At 57.7% G+C, this 21,579-nt stretch carries 16 protein-coding genes and 2 pseudogenes; 9 read left to right on the top strand and 9 right to left on the bottom strand.

Annotation, left to right across the window (positions count from 1 at the left end; all coding sequences use genetic code 11):
- Positions 1-32 precede the first annotated feature (32 nt).
- From cydD to infA, 5 genes and pseudogenes are all read left to right on the top strand, one after another.
- Positions 33-1,799, top strand: coding sequence for a cysteine/glutathione ABC transporter permease/ATP-binding protein CydD (gene cydD / locus G7090_RS07635; RefSeq protein ID WP_166182013.1), 1,767 nt, complete (start codon positions 33-35; stop codon positions 1,797-1,799).
- Complete coding sequence (cydC, locus tag G7090_RS07630; RefSeq protein WP_166182012.1) at positions 1,799-3,520, top strand: cysteine/glutathione ABC transporter ATP-binding protein/permease CydC; 1,722 nt, start codon at positions 1,799-1,801, stop codon at positions 3,518-3,520. The genes cydD and cydC overlap by 1 nt, the downstream gene beginning before the upstream one ends.
- Before the next feature lie 47 nt (positions 3,521-3,567).
- Positions 3,568-4,272 carry a leucyl/phenylalanyl-tRNA--protein transferase gene (gene aat / locus G7090_RS07625; RefSeq protein WP_166182011.1) on the top strand — a complete coding sequence of 235 codons (705 nt, stop codon included), beginning with the start codon at positions 3,568-3,570 and terminating at the stop codon, positions 4,270-4,272.
- Positions 4,273-4,445: 173 nt separating this feature from the next.
- Positions 4,446-4,631: pseudogene (locus G7090_RS07620) on the top strand (hypothetical protein); the annotation flags it as partial.
- Positions 4,559-4,777 carry a translation initiation factor IF-1 gene (infA, locus tag G7090_RS07615; protein ID WP_001040187.1) on the top strand — a complete coding sequence of 73 codons (219 nt, stop codon included), beginning with the start codon at positions 4,559-4,561 and terminating at the stop codon, positions 4,775-4,777. The pseudogene G7090_RS07620 and the gene infA, both read left to right, overlap by 73 nt.
- 79 nt (positions 4,778-4,856) lie before the next feature.
- On the opposite strand, the gene G7090_RS07610 is transcribed toward infA, so the two are convergent.
- The 3 genes and pseudogenes from G7090_RS07610 to G7090_RS07600 all read right to left on the bottom strand — a co-directional run bounded on the left by G7090_RS07610 (position 4,857) and on the right by G7090_RS07600 (position 9,418).
- Positions 4,857-6,419, bottom strand: coding sequence for a carbohydrate porin (locus G7090_RS07610; RefSeq protein ID WP_166182010.1), 1,563 nt, complete (start codon positions 6,417-6,419; stop codon positions 4,857-4,859).
- Between the two features lie 29 nt (positions 6,420-6,448).
- Positions 6,449-7,828: a glycoside-pentoside-hexuronide (GPH):cation symporter gene (locus tag G7090_RS07605; protein ID WP_166182009.1), complete on the bottom strand. Its 1,380-nt coding sequence runs from the start codon at positions 7,826-7,828 to the stop codon at positions 6,449-6,451.
- A 24-nt stretch (positions 7,829-7,852) separates the two neighbouring features.
- Positions 7,853-9,418 (bottom strand): annotated as a pseudogene (locus G7090_RS07600) (sugar hydrolase).
- 198 nt (positions 9,419-9,616) lie between these two features.
- Between G7090_RS07600 and G7090_RS07595 the strand changes: the two are divergent.
- A complete protein-coding gene (locus tag G7090_RS07595; protein WP_166182008.1) occupies positions 9,617-10,438 on the top strand; it encodes a helix-turn-helix domain-containing protein in 822 nt (273 codons plus the stop codon).
- Between the two features lie 32 nt (positions 10,439-10,470).
- On the opposite strand, the gene G7090_RS07590 is transcribed toward G7090_RS07595, so the two are convergent.
- From G7090_RS07590 to clpS, 3 genes are all read right to left on the bottom strand, one after another.
- Entirely contained in the window at positions 10,471-10,890 is a 420-nt protein-coding gene (locus G7090_RS07590) for a hypothetical protein (RefSeq protein WP_166182007.1), read from the bottom strand.
- 492 nt (positions 10,891-11,382) lie between these two features.
- Positions 11,383-13,659, bottom strand: a complete 2,277-nt coding sequence (gene clpA / locus G7090_RS07585; RefSeq protein ID WP_106992563.1) for an ATP-dependent Clp protease ATP-binding subunit ClpA — start codon at positions 13,657-13,659, stop codon at positions 11,383-11,385.
- Positions 13,660-13,689: 30 nt separating this feature from the next.
- Positions 13,690-14,010, bottom strand: coding sequence for an ATP-dependent Clp protease adapter ClpS (gene clpS, locus G7090_RS07580; protein ID WP_032617325.1), 321 nt, complete (start codon positions 14,008-14,010; stop codon positions 13,690-13,692).
- Between the two features lie 321 nt (positions 14,011-14,331).
- On the opposite strand from clpS, the gene cspD reads away from it, so the two are divergent.
- Positions 14,332-14,553, top strand: a complete 222-nt coding sequence (cspD, locus tag G7090_RS07575) for a cold shock-like protein CspD (protein ID WP_106992562.1) — start codon at positions 14,332-14,334, stop codon at positions 14,551-14,553.
- 79 nt (positions 14,554-14,632) lie between these two features.
- Here the strand turns inward: cspD and macB are convergent, their stop codons facing one another.
- Positions 14,633-16,573, bottom strand: coding sequence for a macrolide ABC transporter ATP-binding protein/permease MacB (gene macB, locus G7090_RS07570; protein WP_166182006.1), 1,941 nt, complete (start codon positions 16,571-16,573; stop codon positions 14,633-14,635).
- Positions 16,570-17,685 carry a macrolide transporter subunit MacA gene (gene macA, locus G7090_RS07565; RefSeq protein ID WP_106992560.1) on the bottom strand — a complete coding sequence of 372 codons (1,116 nt, stop codon included), beginning with the start codon at positions 17,683-17,685 and terminating at the stop codon, positions 16,570-16,572. The genes macB and macA overlap by 4 nt, the downstream gene beginning before the upstream one ends.
- Before the next feature lie 159 nt (positions 17,686-17,844).
- Between macA and G7090_RS07560 the strand changes: the two genes are divergently transcribed.
- Positions 17,845-18,801, top strand: coding sequence for a VirK/YbjX family protein (locus G7090_RS07560; protein WP_166182005.1), 957 nt, complete (start codon positions 17,845-17,847; stop codon positions 18,799-18,801).
- Here G7090_RS07560 and G7090_RS07555 read toward each other — a convergent pair.
- A complete protein-coding gene (locus G7090_RS07555; RefSeq protein ID WP_166182004.1) occupies positions 18,798-20,456 on the bottom strand; it encodes an ATP-dependent endonuclease in 1,659 nt (552 codons plus the stop codon). The two genes, G7090_RS07560 and G7090_RS07555, sit on opposite strands and share 4 nt — an antisense overlap.
- A gap of 369 nt (positions 20,457-20,825) precedes the next feature.
- Here G7090_RS07555 and aqpZ point away from each other — a divergent pair, with 369 nt between their 5' ends.
- Positions 20,826-21,521, top strand: a complete 696-nt coding sequence (gene aqpZ, locus G7090_RS07550) for an aquaporin Z (RefSeq protein ID WP_166182003.1) — start codon at positions 20,826-20,828, stop codon at positions 21,519-21,521.
- Positions 21,522-21,579: the final 58 nt, after the last annotated feature.

Here is a 21,579-nt window from a genome sequence, read left to right as displayed (position 1 = left end):
AATACCTAATAACATCACCTGCAAAGCACGCAATGGAAAAAACCCGTCAACAAGAGTTAACACGCTGGCTTAAACAGCAAAGCGTTCTTTCCCGCCGCTGGCTGAATATTTCCCGTCTTTTAGGGTTTATCAGCGGCGTGTTGATTGTCGGTCAGGCATGGCTGCTGGCCCGCATTCTTAACCATATGATCATGGAAAACATCCCACGCGAGGCGTTGTTGCTGCCTTTCATTGTGCTGATTCTGGTCTTTATTCTGCGTGCCTGGGTCGTCTGGCTGCGTGAGCGCGTGGGTTTTCACGCCGGGCAGAATATTCGCTACGAAATTCGCCGTCAGGTACTCGACAGATTGCAGGAAGCCGGCCCCGCCTGGATTCAGGGCAAACCCGCCGGCAGTTGGGCAACGCTTATCCTCGAGCAAATCGACGATATGCATGACTACTACGCCCGCTATCTGCCGCAGATGGCGCTGGCCGTATTCGTTCCCGTGCTGATCGTGCTCGCGATTTTCCCGTATAACTGGGTTGCGGCGCTGATCCTGCTGGGCACCGCCCCGCTGATCCCGCTATTTATGGCGATGGTCGGTATGGGTGCCGCCGATGCCAACCGCCGTAACTTCCTGGCCCTGGGTCGTCTCAGCGGTCACTTCCTCGACCGCCTGCGCGGCATGGAAACGCTGCGTATTTTTGGTCGCGGTGAAGCCGAAACCGACAACATCCGCCACGCCTCCCAGGACTTCCGTCAGCGCACCATGGAGGTGTTACGCCTGGCGTTCTTATCCTCCGGGGTGCTGGAGTTCTTTACCTCCCTGTCGATTGCGCTGGTCGCCGTCTATTTTGGTTTCTCGTACCTAGGCGCCCTCGATTTTGGACATTACGGCACCGCCGTGACCCTCTCAGCGGGCTTCCTGACATTGATTCTGGCGCCGGAGTTCTTCCAGCCGCTGCGCGATCTGGGCACCTTCTATCATGCGAAGGCCCAGGCCGTGGGCGCGGCAGATAGCCTGAAAACGTTCCTCGAAACACCGCTGGCCCATCCGCAGCGCGGGGACGTGACCCTGAACACCAGTAAACCGGTTAGCATTGACGCAGAAGATTTCTGCGTGCTGTCGCCGGAGGGCAAGGTGCTGGCGGGGCCATTAAACTTCAGCCTCGCGGCTGGTCAGCGGGTGGTGCTGGTGGGCACCAGCGGCTCGGGCAAGAGCTCGCTCCTGAATGCCCTATCCGGTTTTATGGCCTACAGCGGTTCGCTGCGTATCAACCAGGCCGAACTCTCTGCGCTCGATCCTGATGAATGGCGCACCCATTTAAGTTGGGTGGGTCAGAACCCGCAGCTTCCGGCGGCCACGCTGCGAGAAAACGTGCTGCTGGCGCGCCCGGATGCCAGCGACGAAGAGCTGCAGTCGGTGCTCGATCGCGCCTGGGTGAGTGAATTCCTGCCCCTGCTGCCAAACGGGGTAGATACGATTGTCGGCGATCAGTCGGCGGGGCTGTCCGTCGGTCAGGCACAGCGTATCGCCGTGGCCCGCGCCCTGCTCAACCCCTGCCAGCTTTTACTCCTGGATGAACCCGCTGCCAGCCTGGATGCGCACAGCGAACAGCGCGTGATGCTGGCCCTGGATGCCGCCTCGCAGCAGCAAACTACGCTGATGGTGACCCACCAGCTGGAGGGCATTGCCCACTGGGATCAGATCTGGGTCATGGACAACGGACAGCTTGTCGAGCAGGGCGATTACGCCACGCTCGCAGCGGCACAGGGGCCGTTTGCGGCTCTGCTGGCGAACCGTCAGGAGGAGATCTGATGCGCGCTTTACTGCCTTATCTGGCGCTCTATATGCGACACAAATGGATGCTGATCCTTGGCGTGGTGCTGGCGATCGTTACCCTGCTGGCCAGTATCGGCCTGTTAACCCTTTCGGGCTGGTTCCTCTCTGCCTCCGCGGTCGCCGGGTTTGCCGGGCTGTATAGCTTCAACTATATGCTGCCTGCTGCGGGGGTGCGCGGCACGGCCATCACCCGCACCGCCGGGCGCTACTTCGAGCGTCTGGTCAGCCATGACGCCACCTTCCGCGTGCTGCAGCACCTGCGCGTCACCACCTTCAGCAAGCTGCTGCCCCTCTCCCCTGCCGGGCTGGCGCGCTATCGCCAGGGTGAACTGCTGAACCGCGTCGTCGCGGATGTCGATACCCTCGATCATCTTTACCTGCGCGTTATCTCCCCGCTGGTAGGGGCGCTGGTGGTGATAGTGGTTGTTACGCTCGGGCTGAGCCTGCTGGACGTCAACATCGCCCTGGTGCTCGGCGGGATCATGCTTCTGACGCTGTTTCTGCTGCCGCCGCTGTTTTACCGCGCCGGGAAGCCGACCGGTGAAAACCTGACCCGTCTGCGCGGCGAATATCGCCAGCAGCTGACGGGCTGGCTGCAGGGTCAGGCAGAGCTGACGATTTTTGGCGCCAGCCGTCGCTACCGCGCGCAGATGGAAAATACCGAGCTGAACTGGCACGAAGCCCAGCGCAAACAGTCGGAGCTGACGGCCCTGTCCCAGGCGTTGATGCTGTTGATTGGCGGGATCGCCGTGATGGCGATGCTGTGGTTGGCGTCCGGCGGCGTGGGCGGTAACACCCAGCCAGGCCCGCTCATTGCGCTGTTTGTCTTCTGTGCGCTGGCGGCGTTTGAAGCGCTGGCGCCGGTGACCGGAGCCTTTCAGCATCTGGGCCAGGTGGTGGCCTCCGCGCTGCGCATCACCCAGATCACCGGTCAGCAACCGGAAGTAACGTTCAGCACCACCCTGTCCGAGGTGCCTGAGCACCTGGCCCTCCGCCTGGCGGATGTCAGCTTTGCGTATGAAGGCCAGGCGCAACCGGCGCTGGACCACATTAACCTGACCATCCCCGCAGGCGCGCACGTTGCGGTGCTGGGTCGCACCGGCTGCGGGAAGTCGACCCTGCTGCAACTCCTGACCCGGGCCTGGGATCCGGCTCAGGGCCAAATCCTGTTCAACGACACCCCTGTGTCAGAGATGAGCGAGCCCGCGCTGCGTAAAACGGTGAGCATGGTGCCGCAGCGGGTCCACCTTTTCAGCGCCACCCTGCGGGATAACCTGCTGTTAGCCGCCCCCGGCACTGGCGATGATCTATTAGCCGCGATGCTGGAAAAGGTGGGTCTGCACAAGCTGCTGGAAGACGAGGGGCTGAACAGCTGGCTCGGTGAAGGGGGTCGTCAGCTCTCCGGCGGGGAACTGCGTCGCCTGGCGATTGCGCGCGCGCTGCTGCACGATGCGCCCCTGATGTTACTGGACGAACCTACCGAGGGGCTTGATGCCACAACAGAGCGGCAAATCCTTGATTTACTGGAAAAAGAGATGCAGGGCAAAACGGTGCTGATGGTGACGCATCGCCTGCGCGGTCTGGTGGATTTCGATCAAATTATTGTGATGGACAACGGACAGATTATTGAGCAAGGTAGTCACGCAGAACTGTTGGCAAAACAGGGTCGCTACTACCAGTTCAAACAGCGTCTGTAGTCTATATTTGAACCGATCCCCACTTCGCGTACTGGAGTTTTGTTGTCATGCGCCTGGTCCAGCTCTCACGTCATTCTCTTGCGTTCCCTTCTCCGGAAGGGGCGCTGCGCGAACCTAATGGTTTGCTGGCCCTGGGCGGCGATCTGAGCCCGTCGCGTCTGTTAATGGCCTACCAGCGGGGGATTTTTCCGTGGTTTTCACCCGGCGATCCAATCTTATGGTGGTCTCCCGACCCCCGCGCCGTTCTGTGGCCCGCGCAGTTTCATATCAGCCGCAGCATGAAACGCTTTCACGCCCGCTCCCCCTATCGCGTCACCCTCAATCACGCGTTTGGTCAGGTGATCGAGGGGTGCGCCGTCGACCGCTTTGAAGGGACCTGGATCACCCCTGAGGTGATCACCGCCTATCACCGCCTGCACGAGCTGGGTTATGCCCACTCGATTGAGGTGTGGGATAAGGATGAACTGGTGGGCGGAATGTACGGCGTGGCGCAGGGTACCCTGTTTTGCGGCGAGTCGATGTTCAGCCGCGCGGTGAATGCCTCCAAAACCGCGCTGCTGGTTTTCTGCGATCGCTTTACCCGCAGCGGCGGCCAGCTGATGGATTGTCAGGTGCTGAATGAGCATACAGCCTCGCTGGGTGCGGTTGAGATCTCCCGCCATGAATATCTGGCGCAGCTGGCAACGCTGCGCATGCAGAAATTACCGCAGAATTTCTGGGTCCCCGGCACGTTATTTACGCCCCAGAGATAAATGTTTTCCGCATATTTTTCCTCAAGGTGCTATAATTCTGCCGCAGAGTAGGTTCTGCCTGTTGCCCCGCCGCCGTTTGGGAATAGTTCGCATCCGATAACGCCCTATCGTTTATCCTGCCACCTCCCCTTTACGTATGCGCTTTTCGTACGGTCGAACCGTGACGTCCGGGTAATACGCTGAAACTGCTTTGCTGCGTTTTAAACGCACAAATCTTTACTTAATTGATGAATTTCGGCATTATCTTGCCGGTTCAAAACTTGGTAGTGATACCCCAGAGGATTAGATGGCCAAAGAAGACAATATTGAAATGCAGGGTACCGTTCTTGAAACGTTGCCTAACACCATGTTTCGCGTAGAACTGGAAAACGGTCACGTCGTTACCGCGCATATCTCCGGTAAAATGCGTAAGAACTATATCCGTATTCTGACGGGCGACAAAGTGACTGTCGAGCTGACCCCGTACGACCTGAGCAAAGGCCGCATTGTCTTCCGTAGTCGCTAAGAGTTTTTCGCCGCGAATGGCGTAGAGAGAATACTAAAGGCCGGGTTATCCCGGCCTTTTTGTTTTCTGTTACGCAGCGTTAAAACCAGATTTCGGTCTGCACGCCAAAATTCCATGTCCCGCCCGCAGTGAACCCTGCACTGCCAAAGTCGTCGTTGATGGCATAGCGATCCAGCTCTCTGTCCCAGTTCATATAAGTGGCAAAAAGACGGATTTCCGGACGCGCTTTGATATCAAACACGTTGCCCACTTTGAATGTCGGGGCAAAGGTCAGCTTGTAAAAATCCCCTTTTACCGCCTGGTACTGGTTCACGTTACCGTCCGACCGGTAGGTGCGCCCGTTAGGATCCAGATCCATATACTGCCAGGATGCCTCATACAGCAGGGCAAAATGCGGAGTCAATGCCTGTGAGGCGCGAAGGTTAAAGGTCGCCCAGTCATAGCGGTCGCCCTCACGATAACGATCTTCGCTGTGCTGGGCGATCACCGACGGCGCAATTTCCCAGTTTTTCGCCACCGGCAAAATGCCGTAAGAGGCAAAGCGCAGAGAGGTGGCATTGTCCGTCAGATCACCGTCGCTGCCCGGCTGACGCGCTTCGGCCCCCAGCCCGCCGCCAAATTGTAACGCGGTTTCCGATACTCCCTTCGTCAGGCCATAAAACTGCTGTTTATCATGATAAGCAAGCATCGCGTAGTAGCCGTTTTGCGCGGTGTTGTCGCTGCGCAGGGCATAGCTTCCGGTCGAGGAGGTGTTGTCCTTAAGATCGTCATTGCCCTGGGCCGTCATCCCGGTCAGCATCAGTTGCCAGTTACCGTAGAAGTGGTTGGCGGTGAGCATCAGGTTCTGGATGTCGTTGTCTTCATAGTGCGAGCTGCCAAGATCGCCGAAATTGCGGCCATACAGGGAGTAGTCGCCTTTCAGGTTATTGGTCCACTGCACGTCGTAGATCCCGGCCCCGGTGCCGCCGAGGAACATGATGTCGCTGTCGGTAAAGTGAATATCAAAGTTATCGCGGTCGAAACGCTTCCCGGCCCACAGATAAGCATTTTTCGCCGGGCCGGAAAACTCGGCGAAGTTGCCCATCTCGACGTACATCTGGCGCACGTTGATATGGTGGCTGTCGTTATCCTGCACCCAGGGATCGGGGTTGGTGGCGCCATCGGCAATCATGGTTTTGAAGTGCGCCCAGGAACCGTCATCGAAGGTCATGCGCTTGCCGAAGCTGAGCTCGATGTAGTTATCCTCCTCGTTACCCAGACGCCCGACGTGCGCATCGCCATTCAGGGAACTGGCCGGTGAGACACCCGGACCACCGCGCGCACCTTTGCCGTGATTATTGATCAACAGCCCTGAGCGAGCATAAGCATTAAATTCAAACCCGTCGCTGAGCGCGTTTTGCTTCTGTTTCTGGCTGACGGTTTCTATTTTCTTTTCGGTGGCCTGAGATTGCTGGCTCAGGGTGGCTAATTTTGCCTCCGCCTGCGAGGCGCGCCGTTCTGCCTCGGTAGTTCGTTGTTCCGCTGCGTTCAGCCGCTGCTCCAGCAGAGCCAGGCGTTGTTCCACACTTTGCGCGTCGGCAAAGACATATGAGGGCGAAAAAAGGGCGCAGCAAACCGCTGCGCTAATCACAGAGATACGCATAGATGTCCTGTTATCAGAAAGAGGTCAGATTAAATAGCGGCGGATTTTTTGAGTTCTGGTGCGCCGTCCGGGGCGTAGATGCCAGCATCAAGGTCCGCGCGGATCGCCGCGAAGCTGTCGTCAAGCCGGTAGAAGCGCCCGATCCAGATCATCGACGCCACGATGAGCCCGGCGGGGATCCACAGGTAGCAGGCCTGGATCGCCAGCAGGGCTGACGGGGTCTGCGCCGCGTTTGCCACGTAGCCGCCCGAGGAGAGCAAGAAACCGGTGATCGCCCCTGCCCCCGCCATCGCCACTTTGCCGAGGAAGCCGTTGATGGAGGTCAGAATGCCTGCGGTGTTAATTCCAGTTTTCCAGACGCCGTAATCCACCGGATCGGCCTGCATGGAGAAGTAGATCGCGGTGCGTTGCCCTGCGCCGAGCGACAGGACGATAGCCCCGATGACCAGTCCCCAGTAGTTGACGCCCGCGGCCATCATGATCCCCATCCCGACAAGGTTAACCGTGCTGGCGACCAGATAGACATGGCGTTTTTTCATTAAGCCCGCGAGGAACGGCACTGTCAGCGTCCCGAGCAGCGGCACGAAGGAGGAGATCCCGGCCACCAGGGCGGTCAGCTCGCTGCTGCCCACGTAGTAGTGGAAGAAATAGACCAGCGCCCCCGTCTGGAAGAAGAATGCCCCCCACATCAGGAAGATATTCAGCGCAAACACCTTCCACGGGGTGTTGGATTTCAGGCCGGTCCAGGCGCGTTTCAACGTCATGCGCTCCTGGGTGATACTGATTTTCTCCTCCACGTTGCGGAAGCTGATCAGCAGGAAGAAGGTGGCGATTACGCCGAATACCACGGCGGTATAGAGGAAACCCTGCGCCTGATTGCCCTGCCCTAACGCCCCGACCAGCGGCAGCGTGGCCACCGCCACAATGGTTGATCCCAGCGAGCCGAGAAGTATACGCACCGCGGATAAGGTGGTGCGTTCCTGGGAGTCCGCAGTCAGGAACGGCAGCATCGCGCAGAATGGAATGTTGACGATGGTGTAGAGGAACGAGAGGCACAGGTAGGTGATAAAGGCATACACCAGTTTGCCGGTGGTCCCAAAATCAGGCACGTAAAACGCCAGTATACACATCAGACCGAAGGGTATCGCGCCAAACAGCAGCCACGGACGGCATCGTCCCCAGCGGGTGGTGGTGTTGTCGATCATCAGACCCATCAACACATCTGCCACGCCGTCCACCAGCCGTGTGACCAGGAACATGATCCCTACCCAGTAGGCCGGGAGGTTCATCACGTCGGTATAGAAGAACATCAGGTACAGAGAGATTAACTGCCAGACCAGGTTACAGGAGAGATCGGCAATCCCGTAGCCTAACCGTTGCCGCCATAGGGTAAAGAAGGTTTTAGCCATTTTGTTCACTTTATTGTTGTGTTATCAGAGGCCGAACTGGCGGATAAACCAGGCCGGGGTACAGCTCCATGCATGGCAGTAACTGTTGATGAGCTTACTGCCATACGGGGAGAAGTCAGGTCTTTGCGGATCAAATAATTCCCAGAAGGTGTCTGCCCCGTCATCCACCATCGCCCCCCAGTAGGCTTTAATTTCGGCCACGGCACGCTCACGCAAGCCGCATTTCAGCAGCGCGGCGATAAAGTGGTGGCGCAGATAGGGGGTGTTCATGCCGATGGACGGCGGCGACTGTAGTAAATTCGTCATAACATTTAGCTGGTGTGCAGCATCGCCCACGTCGGCCAGCACCAGCCAGATTTGCGAGGCGGCGCTGATCTGACGAGCGGAACCGCTGATGTAGAAGCCGCTTGCTTCATCCCAGAGCTGATGTGCCGCGCATTTCACCCGTGCCAGCTGTTCGTGCAGGAATACGCCTTGTTCAGGAGCGCAGACTTCCGCCAGCCGCACAGCTTTGTCGATGCAGTAGATCAACACCCCCTGAGAGGCCGCCTGCTTATTAAGCCGATCGTGTCAGTCGATAAACGACCACCAGTCATCGCTGTCTGTGACCAGGCCTGCTTCGCAACGCGCTAACGCCAGCTCGACCTGACGGAAGGCAATCGGCCACAGTTCACGGGCGGTGGACATATCCCTGGTCGCCTGCAGGTAGTTGTAGAGCGTATCGACAAAAAAGAGCGAATAATCAAACAGGAAAGTGTCATCCGCCATCACCTCGGGGCGGACAAAGATATTGGCTGAGACCATTCCATCCTCCCGGCGATGACCGGCGAACAGGTACAGACAGCGGCGCACCAGATCGTGATTCGCAAAGGTGACGTCATTCACCAGGGCCTGCAATCGGAGGTCACCCAGCCATAACCGGCGATCCCGCTTCGGCCCGTCCTCAAACACCTCCTGCATGCAGTTGCGCAGGGTTCTGACCGCCACTTCATCAATCTTTCGCAGCTGCGGGTCGGTGGCATTGCAGGGTGGATATTCGTCTGGCGCCGAGCTGACGCTATTTAACGTGATATGGTTAAAGCGCAGCTGATATTTGGGTGAGAGTGCCACCACGCGCACCTTCAGGTAACGAAAACAGTAGCGACGCGCGAGGGTAATATCCGCAGGCAGGACGTCAATATACTCATGATGTTGTTGCAACCAACTGCTGCTTAACCATCCCTGATAGTCGCTGAAGGGCTCTGCCATTTCGCACAGCGTTTCGCCAAAAATAAACTCCAGATGGGCGGGGGCATCCGGTGGGCTGCCCGAGGCTTCGCAGCTGAAATTTAACCAGCCGACACCGTGGGTACCAAAGTCCAGAATAAAGGAATCCCCGGGTGAGAAAGATTGCTTCAGCCAGGCGCTGGCATCGGCCACCTTTTCCGCACGCCAGCCGTGGAGTGCATGACTGTCGGGAACGGTGTTGATCACGCTGACGGGTGAGATCGCCTGCGAATAGAGCGTTGGCATCAATGCGCTGGCGGTGGCCAGAAGCTGTTCGTCGCGATGCATGGTGAGATTATGGTGTTGCTGAATTGCCTGAGACATACTGCGCCCTCTGTAAGATTTCAGGCAGAATAGAGGTGATGGGGAGTTGAGAGCCACTCTCAGATTGCCAACCCCCCACGCAGTTTGGCAGTGTCAGTGAGGTCGGCCCGAGTATGTTCACATTTTGAAAAACAGGGCTTCTTAAGCGGTGAGAAATCAATTATCGTGCTCGCAGCTTTTCATGTGGCAGGATAATTTATGAACATTTTAACCGTTGCGCATTATTTCAAATCCACAGACGATAAACTCGCCCTTTATAAAAGCGACCCGGAAGATAACAGCTGCGAACATTGTCATGAATTTGATGAACTGGTTATTGTTGAGCAAGGACATGGCCTCCACATTATTAATGGACGCCCTCTCTATATTCAGCAAGGGGATATTTTTTACGTCCAGCGTGGCGACCACCATTTTTATGATGAGCTGGGTACACTCAAGCTGATTAATATCCTGATAAACCCTGTGGCTGAATTTGTATTTTTACAGCACACCGGATCCCTGTTGGAACGTTTCTCGGTACGCGATGCCAGCTGCTACACCTGGCTGGCGCCGGAGAACCGCATGCAGTGCAATTCCCTGATCGATAAAATATTCAGCGCCCAGCCGCTACAGGTTGAACAGCGGGAGTCGCTCTTTTTCCAGCTGGTGAATACGTTGCTGCAGGCGCAGTCTGACGTGAACCACAACAATACCCGCTATAAGTTGCATAAGCTGCTCAATCATCTGCAGGAAAACTGTTTTGAAGAATATGACTGGAACGATCTGGCTAAGCAGTTTCATTTAACCCCGCGCACGGCATTCCGCCATATTAAAGCCGCGACGGGCATGACGCCGGAAAATTATATTAAACACCTGCGGCTGGTCTCCGCCCGGGTTAAAGTCCGCGAAACCGATATGACTATTACCGAGATCGCCTTCCTGTGCGGTTTCGCCAACAGCAGCCATTTCAGCACCCTGTATAAAAAGGTCTTTGCCGTTACCCCGAGCGAAGAACGTAAACGGGCTGAAATGGCCGGTTGATGCGCCCGGGCTCGCCAGGCGCAGGCGACGACTCAGTGAACATGCACCACGGTAAGATCGGCCAGCATCGCATGGCTGATCTCGTGCAGCAGGCCGGTGAGATGCGGCAGCATATCGCGGTCAAAATGCGACACCAGCAGCACATGGTTTAACGCCCGGCAGTAATCGCACTGGGCTTCGGTGCTGTCCAGCAGCCACTCCTGTTTGTGTGCTGGCGGTATCTCATCCTCATCCAGCACGCGGAAATCGGTCATCGATTTTTCCAGCTCACTTCTGAATGCGTCCAGGTATGCCGCAAGACAGCGGCAGACGGGCTGCGTCTGCGGCAGCGAATTGCAATCGACCAGGATTTCGGTGAGCAGGTTGCAGCGCGCGGCAAGAGTGGAGAGATCGGGAGTACTGAGTTCGAGTTCGCTATAAAGCTGGGTGATGCTGTAATTTTCCATAATCATAATCTCCGAAAGTAATTTTTTTTTGCTGACCACCCGAACGCCAACTCAGGCGGTGGACTGAACCAGGTTGGCGTACCGACTACCCTCGGAAAAATCGGCGCTTCAGAGAAGCCCAGGCCCAGCCCACCATAATATGAACGTACGGATTATATCCGCAGCTTTCAAAAGAGTGAACGAAACCGCTGATAGTTGCGCATGCAACATCATTTCCGAGGTTTGGTCAGGACGCCAATCCTGGCACCTGATTTTGCAGGTGCATCGCCATTCTATTACTGGGGTTTTATCCAGCAATATCCCTGTTTAAATTCTGGATAACGCCTCGCAAAATTTTGACGATCGTGCGCGCGGTTCCCCCTCACCCTAACCCTCTCCCTCAGGGAGAGGGAACCGTCCGGCGCACTCACGTAGGCCGGGTAAGCGTAGCGCCACCCGGCAAAAAGCAGGCATAAAAAAACCGGGCTTTCGCCCGGTTTTTATCATCATTCGACAACGTCAGTGAGCCGCTTCCGGCTTGTGCTTCGCCGCACTCTGGAAGTCATACGTCAGCTCGTTCTTCGCCTGATCCAGCGCCACGGTCACCTGCCCCCCGTCCACCAGCGAACCAAACAGCAGTTCGTTAGCCAACGGTTTCTTCAGGTTGTCCTGGATGACCCGCGCCATCGGACGCGCCCCCATCGCACGGTCGTAGCCTTTCTCAGCCAGCCAGTCGCGGGCTTCCTGACTCACTTCCAGGGAGACCCCTTTCTGATCCAGCTGAACCTGCAGCTCGACGATGAACTTATCCACCACCTGATGGATCACCTCGGTAGACAGGTGATCGAACCAGATAATGTTGTCCAGACGGTTACGGAACTCCGGTGTAAAGACCTTCTTGATCTCTTCCATCGCATCGGTGCTGTTATCCTGGTGGATCAGGCCGATGGATTTACGCTCGGTCTCACGCACCCCGGCGTTGGTGGTCATCACCATCACCACGTTGCGGAAGTCCGCCTTGCGCCCGTTGTTGTCGGTCAGCGTCCCGTTATCCATCACCTGCAGCAGCAGGTTAAAGACATCCGGGTGCGCTTTCTCGATCTCATCGAGCAGCAGAACCGCGTGCGGATGCTTGATCACCGCATCGGTAAGCAGGCCGCCCTGGTCAAAGCCAACATAGCCCGGAGGCGCACCGATCAGACGACTGACGGTGTGACGCTCCATATACTCGGACATATCAAAGCGCAGCAGCTCAATGCCCAGCGCTTTGGAGAGCTGAACCGTCACCTCGGTTTTCCCTACCCCGGTCGGGCCGGCGAACAGGAAGGAACCGACTGGCTTGTGCTCATGCCCCAGCCCGGCGCGGGCCATCTTGATCGCTTCGGTTAAGGCCTCGATGGCTTTATCCTGACCAAAGACCAGCATTTTCAGGCGATCGCCGAGGTTTTTCAGCGTATCGCGGTCGCTCTGAGAAACGCTCTTCTCAGGGATACGCGCGATGCGGGCCACCACGGATTCGATATCCGCCACGTTGACCGTTTTCTTGCGCTTGCTGACCGGCATCAGACGCGCACGCGCGCCCGCTTCGTCGATCACGTCAATCGCTTTATCCGGCAGATGACGGTCGTTGATATATTTCACCGCCAGCTCCACCGCCGCACGCACCGCTTTGGCGGTATAACGCACGTCGTGGTGCGCTTCGTACTTCGGTTTCAGGCCGTTGATGATCTGGACTGTTTCTTCCACCGACGGTTCAGTAATGTCGATTTTCTGGAAGCGACGCGCCAGGGCGCGGTCTTTTTCGAAAATATTGCTGAACTCCTGGTAGGTGGTCGAGCCAATCACCCGGATCTTGCCGCTGGAGAGCAGCGGTTTAATCAGGTTAGCCGCATCCACCTGGCCACCCGATGCCGCACCGGCGCCGATGATGGTATGGATCTCGTCGATAAACAGGATGCTGTTGGTATCCTGCTCCAGCTGTTTCAGCAGCGCTTTAAAACGTTTTTCAAAATCACCACGGTATTTGGTCCCGGCCAGCAGGGAACCGATATCCAGCGAGTAGATGGTGCAATCGGCGATCACTTCTGGAACGTCGCCCTGCACGATACGCCAGGCCAGCCCTTCGGCAATCGCCGTTTTACCGACGCCCGATTCACCCACCAACAGCGGGTTGTTCTTACGGCGGCGGCACAGGACCTGAATCGCCCGTTCCAGCTCTTTTTCGCGGCCAATCAGCGGGTCAATACCGCCGACGCGGGCAAGCTGGTTAAGATTGGTGGTGAAGTTTTCCATACGTTCCTCCCCGCCTGCTTGCTCTTCGCTGTTGGCCTGATGGCCGGAATCCGATGCCTGATTCGGCTCGTCTTTTCGCGTTCCGTGAGAGATGAAGTTGACCACATCGAGGCGGCTAACTTCGTGTTTGCGCAGCAGGTAGGCGGCTTGCGACTCCTGCTCGCTGAAGATGGCAACCAGCACGTTGGCACCGGTGACTTCGCTACGTCCGGAGGACTGGACGTGAAATACCGCACGCTGGAGTACACGCTGGAAGCTGAGCGTCGGCTGCGTGTCGCGCTCCTCCTCACTGACGGGCAGTACAGGTGTGGTCTGTTCGATGAAGGCTTCAAGTTCCTGACGCAGCGCCACCAGGTCCACGGAGCAGGCTTCAAGCGCTTCGCGGGCGGATGGATTGCTGAGCAGTGCAAGCAGCAAGTGCTCGACCGTCATAAACTCATGTCGGTGCTCACGCGCTCTGGCGAAAGCCATGTTTAAACTGAGTTCCAGTTCTTGATTGAGCATAGGCACCTCCCCCAATTTTCATTGCCTTATTCAGGCTTTTTCCAGCGTACACAGCAACGGATGCTCGTTCTCCCTCGCATACTGGTTCACCATCGCCACCTTCGTCTCTGCGACTTCTGCAGTAAAAACACCGCAGATGGCTTTGCCATGATAGTGAACGGTAAGCATCAGTTGCGTTGCACGTTCTACATCATAAGAAAAGAACTTTTGTAGCACGTCAATAACAAATTCCATCGGCGTGTAGTCATCGTTCATTAACATAACTTTATACATAGATGGCGGTTTTAGCGCGTCGCGCACTTTATCTTCCGCCAGCTTGTCGAAATCGAGCCAGTCGTTCGTCTTACCCATTGTCAGTCGTCATCTTCGTTTACGCTCTCCGGTCGCGGTTCTGATGCTGACTGGAGGCTATACATAACCTGAATCTACCTCAGATGTCAGATAACTCACATCTATTATTGCCATCCGCGATGTCTGTCACAATACCCGTCAATAGCGTTAACTGCTTCAAATTTTGACGCATTTTTCCCCTTCCTGCCCCGGCAAATGCTTGACGCTGCCTTTGGTTTATCTAAATTGTACAGGCGTGAGTTGGCGAGGTTTTGAACAGCCCCCACTTCACCACCGGTTCATTACATCTAACTCAATAAGATTTACGAAGGATGTCGAAGCATGGAAACGGGTACAGTTAAGTGGTTCAACAACGCCAAAGGGTTTGGTTTTATCTGCCCTGAAGGCGGCGGCGAAGACATCTTCGCGCATTACTCCACCATTCAGATGGATGGTTACAGAACGCTGAAAGCCGGACAAGCCGTTCGGTTTGATGTACACCTCGGGCCAAAAGGCAATCATGCCAGCGTTATTGTGCCCATCGAAGTTGAAGCGGTGGCATAGCCCTCTGTTTCATTGTGTACACCCCGCACTCAAAATGCCAGCCCGATGCGCTGGCATTTTTATTTGCGGGCCAACAGACTTATTCCCGGGCTAACGCATCCACCGGATCCAGCCGGGCGGCATTTCTGGCCGGCAGCCAGCCAAACAGCACCCCGGTAAAGGTAGAACAGAGGAAGGCGGTTAACAGCGCCATTGGTGAAAAACCAATTTCCCAGCCGGGTAAAAACAGCTGTAGCGTAAAGGCGATAAGCAGAGAAAGTGTGATCCCCAGCGCGCCGCCCACCAGACAGACCAGCACCGCCTCAATTAAAAACTGCTGCAGCACGTCGCTGGCCCGGGCGCCCACCGCCATGCGGATGCCAATCTCGCGCGTACGCTCGGTCACCGACACCAGCATGATATTCATCACCCCGATCCCCCCGACCAGCAGGGAGATGATCGCCACCAGCGTGAGGAAGAGCTGAAGAGTACGTGTGGTCTTTTCAGCCGTTTTCAAGAGCCCGTCCATGTTCCAGGTGAAGAAATCTTTCTTCCCGTGACGCAGGGTCAGCAGGCGCTCGAGCTGTTGTTCCGCCAGGGCGCTGTCGTAGCCCTCTTTCACCCGGACGGTGATTGAGTTCAGCCAGGACTGCCCCATAATGCGCCCGGAGATGGTGGTGTACGGTAGCCAGACGCGCAGGATCTTGCTGCTGCCAAACATCGACTGCTTCTCCTCCGCCACGCCGATCACCGTCGCGGGCATATTCCCCACCAGGATAATTTCGCCCACCACTTTCGCTTTATTGGGGAACAGCTGACGTCGGGAGTTAGCATCCAGCACCACCACCTGCGACCGGCCCGCCAGCTGTTCCGCATTGAAGGTTGTCCCCTCGCTGAAGGTCATACCGTAGACGTTGAAGTAATCACCGCTGACACCGTTGGCGCTGGCCGCCACGTCGATGTTGGCGTAGCGCAGACGCAGGTTCTGCGACACCGCCGGGGTGGCAGAGTTGACCCATGGCTGCTTCTGGATCGCCGCCAGATCGTCATATTTCAGCGCCTGCTGATACTGCGGCTCATCGTCGCCAAAATCTTTGCCGGGATAGACGTCAATGGTATTGGTGCCGATGGAGCGGATATCCGACAGCACCAGCTGTTTGGCGGCATCGCCCACCACCACAATCGACACCACCGAGGCGATACCGATGATGATCCCGAGCATGGTCAACAGGGTGCGCATCTTGTTGGCGGCCATCGCCAGCCAGGCCATGGTCAGCGCTTCGCGGAAGCTGCTGGCAAACTGCCGCCAGCCGGACGGCGGAGGCAACGCCACCTCCTGACGTCGGGTGGCGTTGAGGCCGGGAGGTGGATTGCTGACCAGCTCGCCGTCGTGGATCTCCACGATCCTTCCGGCCTGCGCGGCCACCTGCGGATCGTGGGTGACAATGATCACCGTATGTCCCTGATCCCGCAGCTGGTGCAGGATCGCCATCACCTCTTCGCCGGAATGGCTGTCCAGCGCCCCGGTCGGTTCATCAGCGAGGATCACCTGTCCGCCGTTCATCAGCGCCCGGGCGATACTCACCCGCTGCTGCTGGCCGCCGGAGAGCTGCGAAGGCTGGTAATCCACCCGCTCCCCCAGCCCCAGCCGGGTAAGCAGCGCCTGAGCCCGCTCAAGGCGTTTTTTGCGCTCCACACCGGCATAGACCGCCGGCACTTCGACGTTCTGCGCCGCACTCAGGTGCGAGAGCAGGTGGTAACGCTGGAAGATAAAACCGAAATGTTCCCGCCGCAGCTTCGCCAGCGCATCGCTGTCCAGGGTGGCGACATCGGTCCCTGCCACCCGGTAGGTGCCGCTGGTGGGTTTATCCAGGCAGCCGAGAATGTTCATCAGCGTCGATTTACCGGAGCCCGAGGCCCCGACAATCGCCACCATCTCTCCGGCCTCAACCTGCAGGGTGATGCCCTTCAGCACCTCCACCGGCCCGTCGCCGGAGGGGTAGCTCCGGCGGATATCAATCAGCTCCAGCAGGGCCGTCATTTGGCCGCCCCGGGCTGGCTCTCGCTGATGACCACCTCTTCACCCTCTTCCAGCCCTTTCACCACCACCACGTCGGTGTCGTTGCGCGAGCCAAGGCTCACCTCACGCTCGCGCGTCTCGCCGTTACGCAGCACCTTCACGTTGTAGCGGTTGTCGCCCACCGGTTCACCCAGCGCCGCCAGCGGAATGGTCAGCACGTTTTTCTCCCCGGCCAGCTGGATATGCACCTGAGCGGTCATGTCCAGGCGCAGCACCCCCTGCGGGTTAGGGACTTCAAATCGGGCGTGATAGAAGATGGCGTCGTTAACCTTTTCCGGGGTCGGAAGAATATCTTTCAGCACCCCTTCGTAGCGGGTCTGTGGATCGCCCAGCACGGTAAACCAGGCTTTTTGCCCCGGCTTGAGGTGGATCACATCCGCCTCGGAGACCTGGGCCTTCACCAGCATGGTGCCCATATCCGCCAAGGTCAGGATGTTCGGCGCCTGCTGGGCGGCAATCACCGTCTGCCCCTGCAGGGTGGTGATTTGCGTCACTTCTCCGGCCATCGGGGCGACGATACGAGTGTAATCGAGGTTAGTTTTGGCGCTGTCCAGCGAGGCCTGGTTGCGCTTGATCTGCGCGTCGATGGTGCCGATCTGCGCCTGCTTGACCGCCAGTTCGGTGGTCGAGGTATCCAGATCCTGCTGCGAGATCGCCTGAGTGGTGGCCAGCTGCCGCTGACGGTTCAGGGTCACCTGGGCCAGCTTACGTTCTGCTTCGGCCTGGCTACGCTGGGCCCGCAGCTCCATCAGGGTCGCTTCCACCTCTTTGATCTGGTTTTCAGCCTGCTCCGGATCGATGACCCCCAGCAGTTGCCCCTTTTTCACCTTGTCGCCAATCTCCACCGACAGCGTTTTCAGCTGACCGCTGACCTGGGCCCCGACGTCCACCTTGCGTAGCGCGTCCAGCTTGCCGGTGGCAAGCACGCTCTGTTGCAGCTCGCCCGGACGGACAATCAGCGTCTGATAGTGCGGCACCGGGGCGTTAAGCACCTGCCACAGCCAGAATCCAGCCACCAGTACAATCAGCACCAGCAGCAGAAACAGCTTCCTGCGTTTTCCCTTAAAGTTCATAAATATTCCAAATAGCTATTCTGGCTTACATAACTGTTGATTCTAACTAAACCGTTCCTCAACGAAACCCCTGCTTTTAAGGATGGGTGAAAATCGTTGAGGAGAGGTTGATTAAACCCCTGCTGAAATAGAGTTCTGGCAACAAGACCGGAATTTATTATGTCATCCATCGCAGAGTCATCTTATTCACTCCAGCCGCAACCAAAATCGGGCTGGCAGCTCTTTCAACGTCTGGCCTCCGGGACATTAACCCCCGGGCTGGCCTGGCGCAATCCGGCCTACCGCCGCAAGTTTATGCTGCGATCGCTGATGACGCCATTCAGCACCGCCCGCCTGCTGACAAACCTGGCGCAACAGCCGCAGTTACTGCAGCTGCTGCAGGTTCAGCCGGGGCTGCCCTGCCGCCTGCACCGCCCGTGGTTGTCCGTCGCCATTAACCGTCAGCAAACCCTGCAGGCGCTGAGCTGGCACTATCAGACGATGCAGCGTCTGCTTCCGGCCGCGCTGATGAACGGCTATCTCTCCCGGGAAGGAGTGACGCTGCTGACCCTGACCGGCAAAGACGAACAGCAGTTTACCCTGCGCCTGTGCGCCGATGCGTTTCTGGATAAAGAGGGTGAGGCCACGCTGGCGTTTTGCGACGCGGAGCAGACGGTGCTGGCGGAGATAACCTTCACGCTGTGCCAGATTAACGGTACTGCAACGCTGTTTATCGGCGGGATGCAGGGCGCGAAAGCCTTTGTCCCGCACGAGGCGATCCAGAGCGCCACCAAGGCCTGTCACGGCCTGTTCCCGAAACGCCTGCTGGTGGAGGCCGCCATGACGCTGGGCAGCGCCCTTGCCGTGGAGCAGATCGTGGCCGTCAGCAACAGCACCCATATCTACCGCAGCTGGCGCTACCGGAAGAAAAAAGAGGGCAAACTGCTGGCCGATTACGACAGCTTCTGGCAGTCACTCGGCGGCGAGCGCACCGCCGAGGGCAACTTCCGCCTGCCGCTCGCCATGCCGCGTAAACCGATGGACGAGATCGCCAGCAAAAAGCGCGCCGAGTACCGCCGCCGCTTTGCCCTGCTGGACAGCCTGATCGATCAGGTCAACCAGGCGACCCGCCGTTAATCGGCTCTCCCGCGCGCCAGCCACAGCACGCGGGAGAACATCTTCCGCAACAGGGGCGGCACCGCTTCAACCCCGCGCCGCCCGGCTTCCATCGCCACCTCAATCGCCAGATCGGGCTTCGACGAGCGGTGAATGGCTTTCACGATCACCCGTCGTATGTTCATCGGAGCATTCTCGGGGATCATCGCTACCCGGTGAAAGACGTCCGCGAAGCCCTGGCGGTACATGAAGTGCTCCATGTCCATGGCGGGCAGCGTCGTCAGGTGCTCACGCTCCTCTTCCCGGTCGTTGTTGATCAGCCCGCGCACGGTGGCGGCATATTTCTTGCCCGCCTCGTCGCCGTCCACCAGCACGTGCCACTCAATGCCCATCCGCCGGGCAAATTTGATCAGCGGTTTTAAGCCCGACTGGGCGAACTCAATCACCTTGATCCCCTCGGCATCGAAGTGGTGACCGCACTGGCGGGCCAGCTCGTTAATCACCCAGGTTTCGGTCTCCCCTTCCACCAGCAGCCAGCAGCGGGCAAACAGGGAGGAGGCGCGATTAAAACGAATGTGGAAGGCGATTCGGCGGCTGTCTTCAGCGTTCATCCCTCCCGGCCCAAGGCGGAAAGCGGTGACGCGCGACGACTCACGCACCAGGCGACAGACGTGCTCCACCGGAGTTAATGACAGCAGCTCGCCGGAGTTGGTGGTGGTGATGCGCTGCAACGGCAGCAGATTCAGCAGGTGCCACGCCACCGAGAGCATAATCGGGTGCAGGCGTGTCTCGGGATCTTCCACCAGCAGCAGCGGGCGGGCATCCCGGTCGAGACGGACGGTGCCTTTGGCCTGCAGGAGCGTCGAGAAGAGCCCCAGCAGGATCACCCGGTGCGAACGGCCGCCGGGACGGTCGATCATCCGGTTGATGATGTCGAGGTAGCGCCAGCTGCGCTGTTCATCGTGGGAGCGGCGCCGCATCAGGCGGTTGCGGACCGGCGAAGTGCCCTGCTCGGTAAAGTAGTGCTCCAGCAGCTGCACCATCGCCGACAGCCCCTGGCGGATCTGGCCGTCGGTGAGATTTTGCGGACGGGCCACCAGCTCCCGGGCCAGATAATCCAGCTCGCGGGCGGTAACCTCCACGTCGGGCATGTTGGGCACCGTGCCGTTGCGGATCCGGCGCATAAAGCGGGCGTCGCGCAGGCGCAGCACCGGCATCAGGCGCACCAGATGCCGCGCCAGCTCGTCGATATCCGCCAGCGGCAGAGGATTGCCGTGGTTATCGAGAAACCCGCGCAGGGTCAGCACGCTGTCGTCATCAGCCAGTTCACCTTCCAGACGATAAAAGATGCGCTGATAGTTGTCCTGGCACGGTACCCAGCAGTCGGCCAGGGGGCGGTAGCGACGAACGCGGTGGCGGCCCGGCTCGGCTTCACGGAAGGTGAGAATAATATGCAGATGGTGTTCGCGTCCCAGCAGATCCCCGGGAGGGAACCAGAAATCTTCCCGGACAAAATGGTACAGATCGGATTCCGGGGAGAGCAGCAGCGTGAGGGCATCCAGCAGGCTGGATTTACCCCAGGCGTTTTCCCCGATCAGCACGTTATTGTGCTCCAGCATCAGCGACAGACGGTTAATGCCGCGGAACCCCACGATTTCCACACGTTCAAGCAACATGTACCCTCCGGGAGAGATGAACTTTTTCCTTTAAGTTTTCAGGAGTATAACGCCAGCGCGCCCGGACGGACACCCGATTGTCGGGGGAATAGTGAAAAGCAGAAGTGATAAATTAAGAATTTAACCAACAACTTTCATTTGAAATAATGATTCCCGGCCAATATTCTTGCTGCCGGAAATGCCACTCTGCTTTGCATGTCTTCATTTTCCAATTAAAGGCAACACATTGCCCTAAATCAAACTTACCGTATTTATTTAACTGGTGAGGGGAAATGTTCATTTCTAGAATAGGGGCGCTTTAAACTCATCGCCCCTATTGGCGATAAATAACAATGACGCAGGATTGCGTTCTTTTTCTTTGAGGTGGTTATGTTCAGAAAATTAGCAGCTGAATGTTTTGGTACATTCTGGTTGGTATTTGGTGGCTGCGGCAGCGCAGTGCTGGCGGCAGGTTTCCCGGAATTAGGGATTGGTTTTGTCGGTGTTTCTCTGGCCTTCGGATTAACAGTATTAACCATGGCGTATGCCGTAGGACATATTTCCGGCGGGCACTTTAACCCGGCGGTAACATTAGGTCTGTGGGCGGGCGGTCGTTTTCCGGCGAAAGATATTCTCGGCTATATTATTGCCCAGGTCATTGGCGGGATTATTGCTGCCGCTATTCTGTATGTTATTGCCAGCAGTAAAGTCGGCTTTGATGCCGCAGCCAGCGGTTTTGCTTCAAACGGTTTTGGCGAGCACTCCCCGGGCGGTTTCTCCATGTTGTCTGCCATCGTGATTGAAATCGTGCTGACGGCCGGTTTCCTGCTGGTGATCCACGGCGCCACCGACAAACACGCCCCGGCCGGTTTTGCGCCGATTGCGATTGGCCTGGCGCTGACCCTGATCCACCTGATCAGCATTCCGGTCACCAACACCTCGGTTAACCCGGCGCGCAGCACCGCAGTTGCCATCTTCCAGGGTGGCTGGGCCATTGAGCAGCTGTGGCTGTTCTGGGTGATGCCGATTGTTGGCGGTATCCTTGGCGGCGTGCTGTATCGCACTCTGCTGGAAAAACGCAATTAATAGTGTGCGCGCTGTGGTGCCGGGTGGCAGCTTCGCCTTACCCGGCCTACAAAACCCT

The organism is Leclercia sp. 29361 (assembly GCF_011290365.1).
Lineage (GTDB): Bacteria > Pseudomonadota > Gammaproteobacteria > Enterobacterales > Enterobacteriaceae > Enterobacter > Enterobacter tamurae.
The sequence above is the reverse complement of the archived record's forward strand: the minus strand, read 5'-3'. Positions and strand labels throughout refer to the sequence as shown.

Bases quoted from the DNA above. Each gene is read 5' to 3' on its own strand.
- cydC (WP_166182012.1), top strand. From the start codon at position 1,799: ATGCGCGCTTTACTGCCTTATCTGGCGCTCTATATGCGACACAAATGG.
- G7090_RS07560 (WP_166182005.1), top strand. From the start codon at position 17,845: ATGTCATCCATCGCAGAGTCATCTTATTCACTCCAGCCGCAACCAAAA.
- G7090_RS07555 (WP_166182004.1), bottom strand. From the start codon at position 20,456: ATGTTGCTTGAACGTGTGGAAATCGTGGGGTTCCGCGGCATTAACCGT.
- macB (WP_166182006.1), bottom strand. From the start codon at position 16,573: ATGACGGCCCTGCTGGAGCTGATTGATATCCGCCGGAGCTACCCCTCC.
- macA (WP_106992560.1), bottom strand. From the start codon at position 17,685: ATGAACTTTAAGGGAAAACGCAGGAAGCTGTTTCTGCTGCTGGTGCTG.
- G7090_RS07595 (WP_166182008.1), top strand. From the start codon at position 9,617: ATGAACATTTTAACCGTTGCGCATTATTTCAAATCCACAGACGATAAA.
- infA (WP_001040187.1), top strand. From the start codon at position 4,559: ATGGCCAAAGAAGACAATATTGAAATGCAGGGTACCGTTCTTGAAACG.
- clpS (WP_032617325.1), bottom strand. From the start codon at position 14,010: ATGGGTAAGACGAACGACTGGCTCGATTTCGACAAGCTGGCGGAAGAT.
- G7090_RS07590 (WP_166182007.1), bottom strand. From the start codon at position 10,890: ATGATTATGGAAAATTACAGCATCACCCAGCTTTATAGCGAACTCGAA.
- aqpZ (WP_166182003.1), top strand. From the start codon at position 20,826: ATGTTCAGAAAATTAGCAGCTGAATGTTTTGGTACATTCTGGTTGGTA.
- G7090_RS07605 (WP_166182009.1), bottom strand. From the start codon at position 7,828: ATGGCTAAAACCTTCTTTACCCTATGGCGGCAACGGTTAGGCTACGGG.
- clpA (WP_106992563.1), bottom strand. From the start codon at position 13,659: ATGCTCAATCAAGAACTGGAACTCAGTTTAAACATGGCTTTCGCCAGA.
- cspD (WP_106992562.1), top strand. From the start codon at position 14,332: ATGGAAACGGGTACAGTTAAGTGGTTCAACAACGCCAAAGGGTTTGGT.
- aat (WP_166182011.1), top strand. From the start codon at position 3,568: ATGCGCCTGGTCCAGCTCTCACGTCATTCTCTTGCGTTCCCTTCTCCG.
- cydD (WP_166182013.1), top strand. From the start codon at position 33: ATGGAAAAAACCCGTCAACAAGAGTTAACACGCTGGCTTAAACAGCAA.
- G7090_RS07610 (WP_166182010.1), bottom strand. From the start codon at position 6,419: ATGCGTATCTCTGTGATTAGCGCAGCGGTTTGCTGCGCCCTTTTTTCG.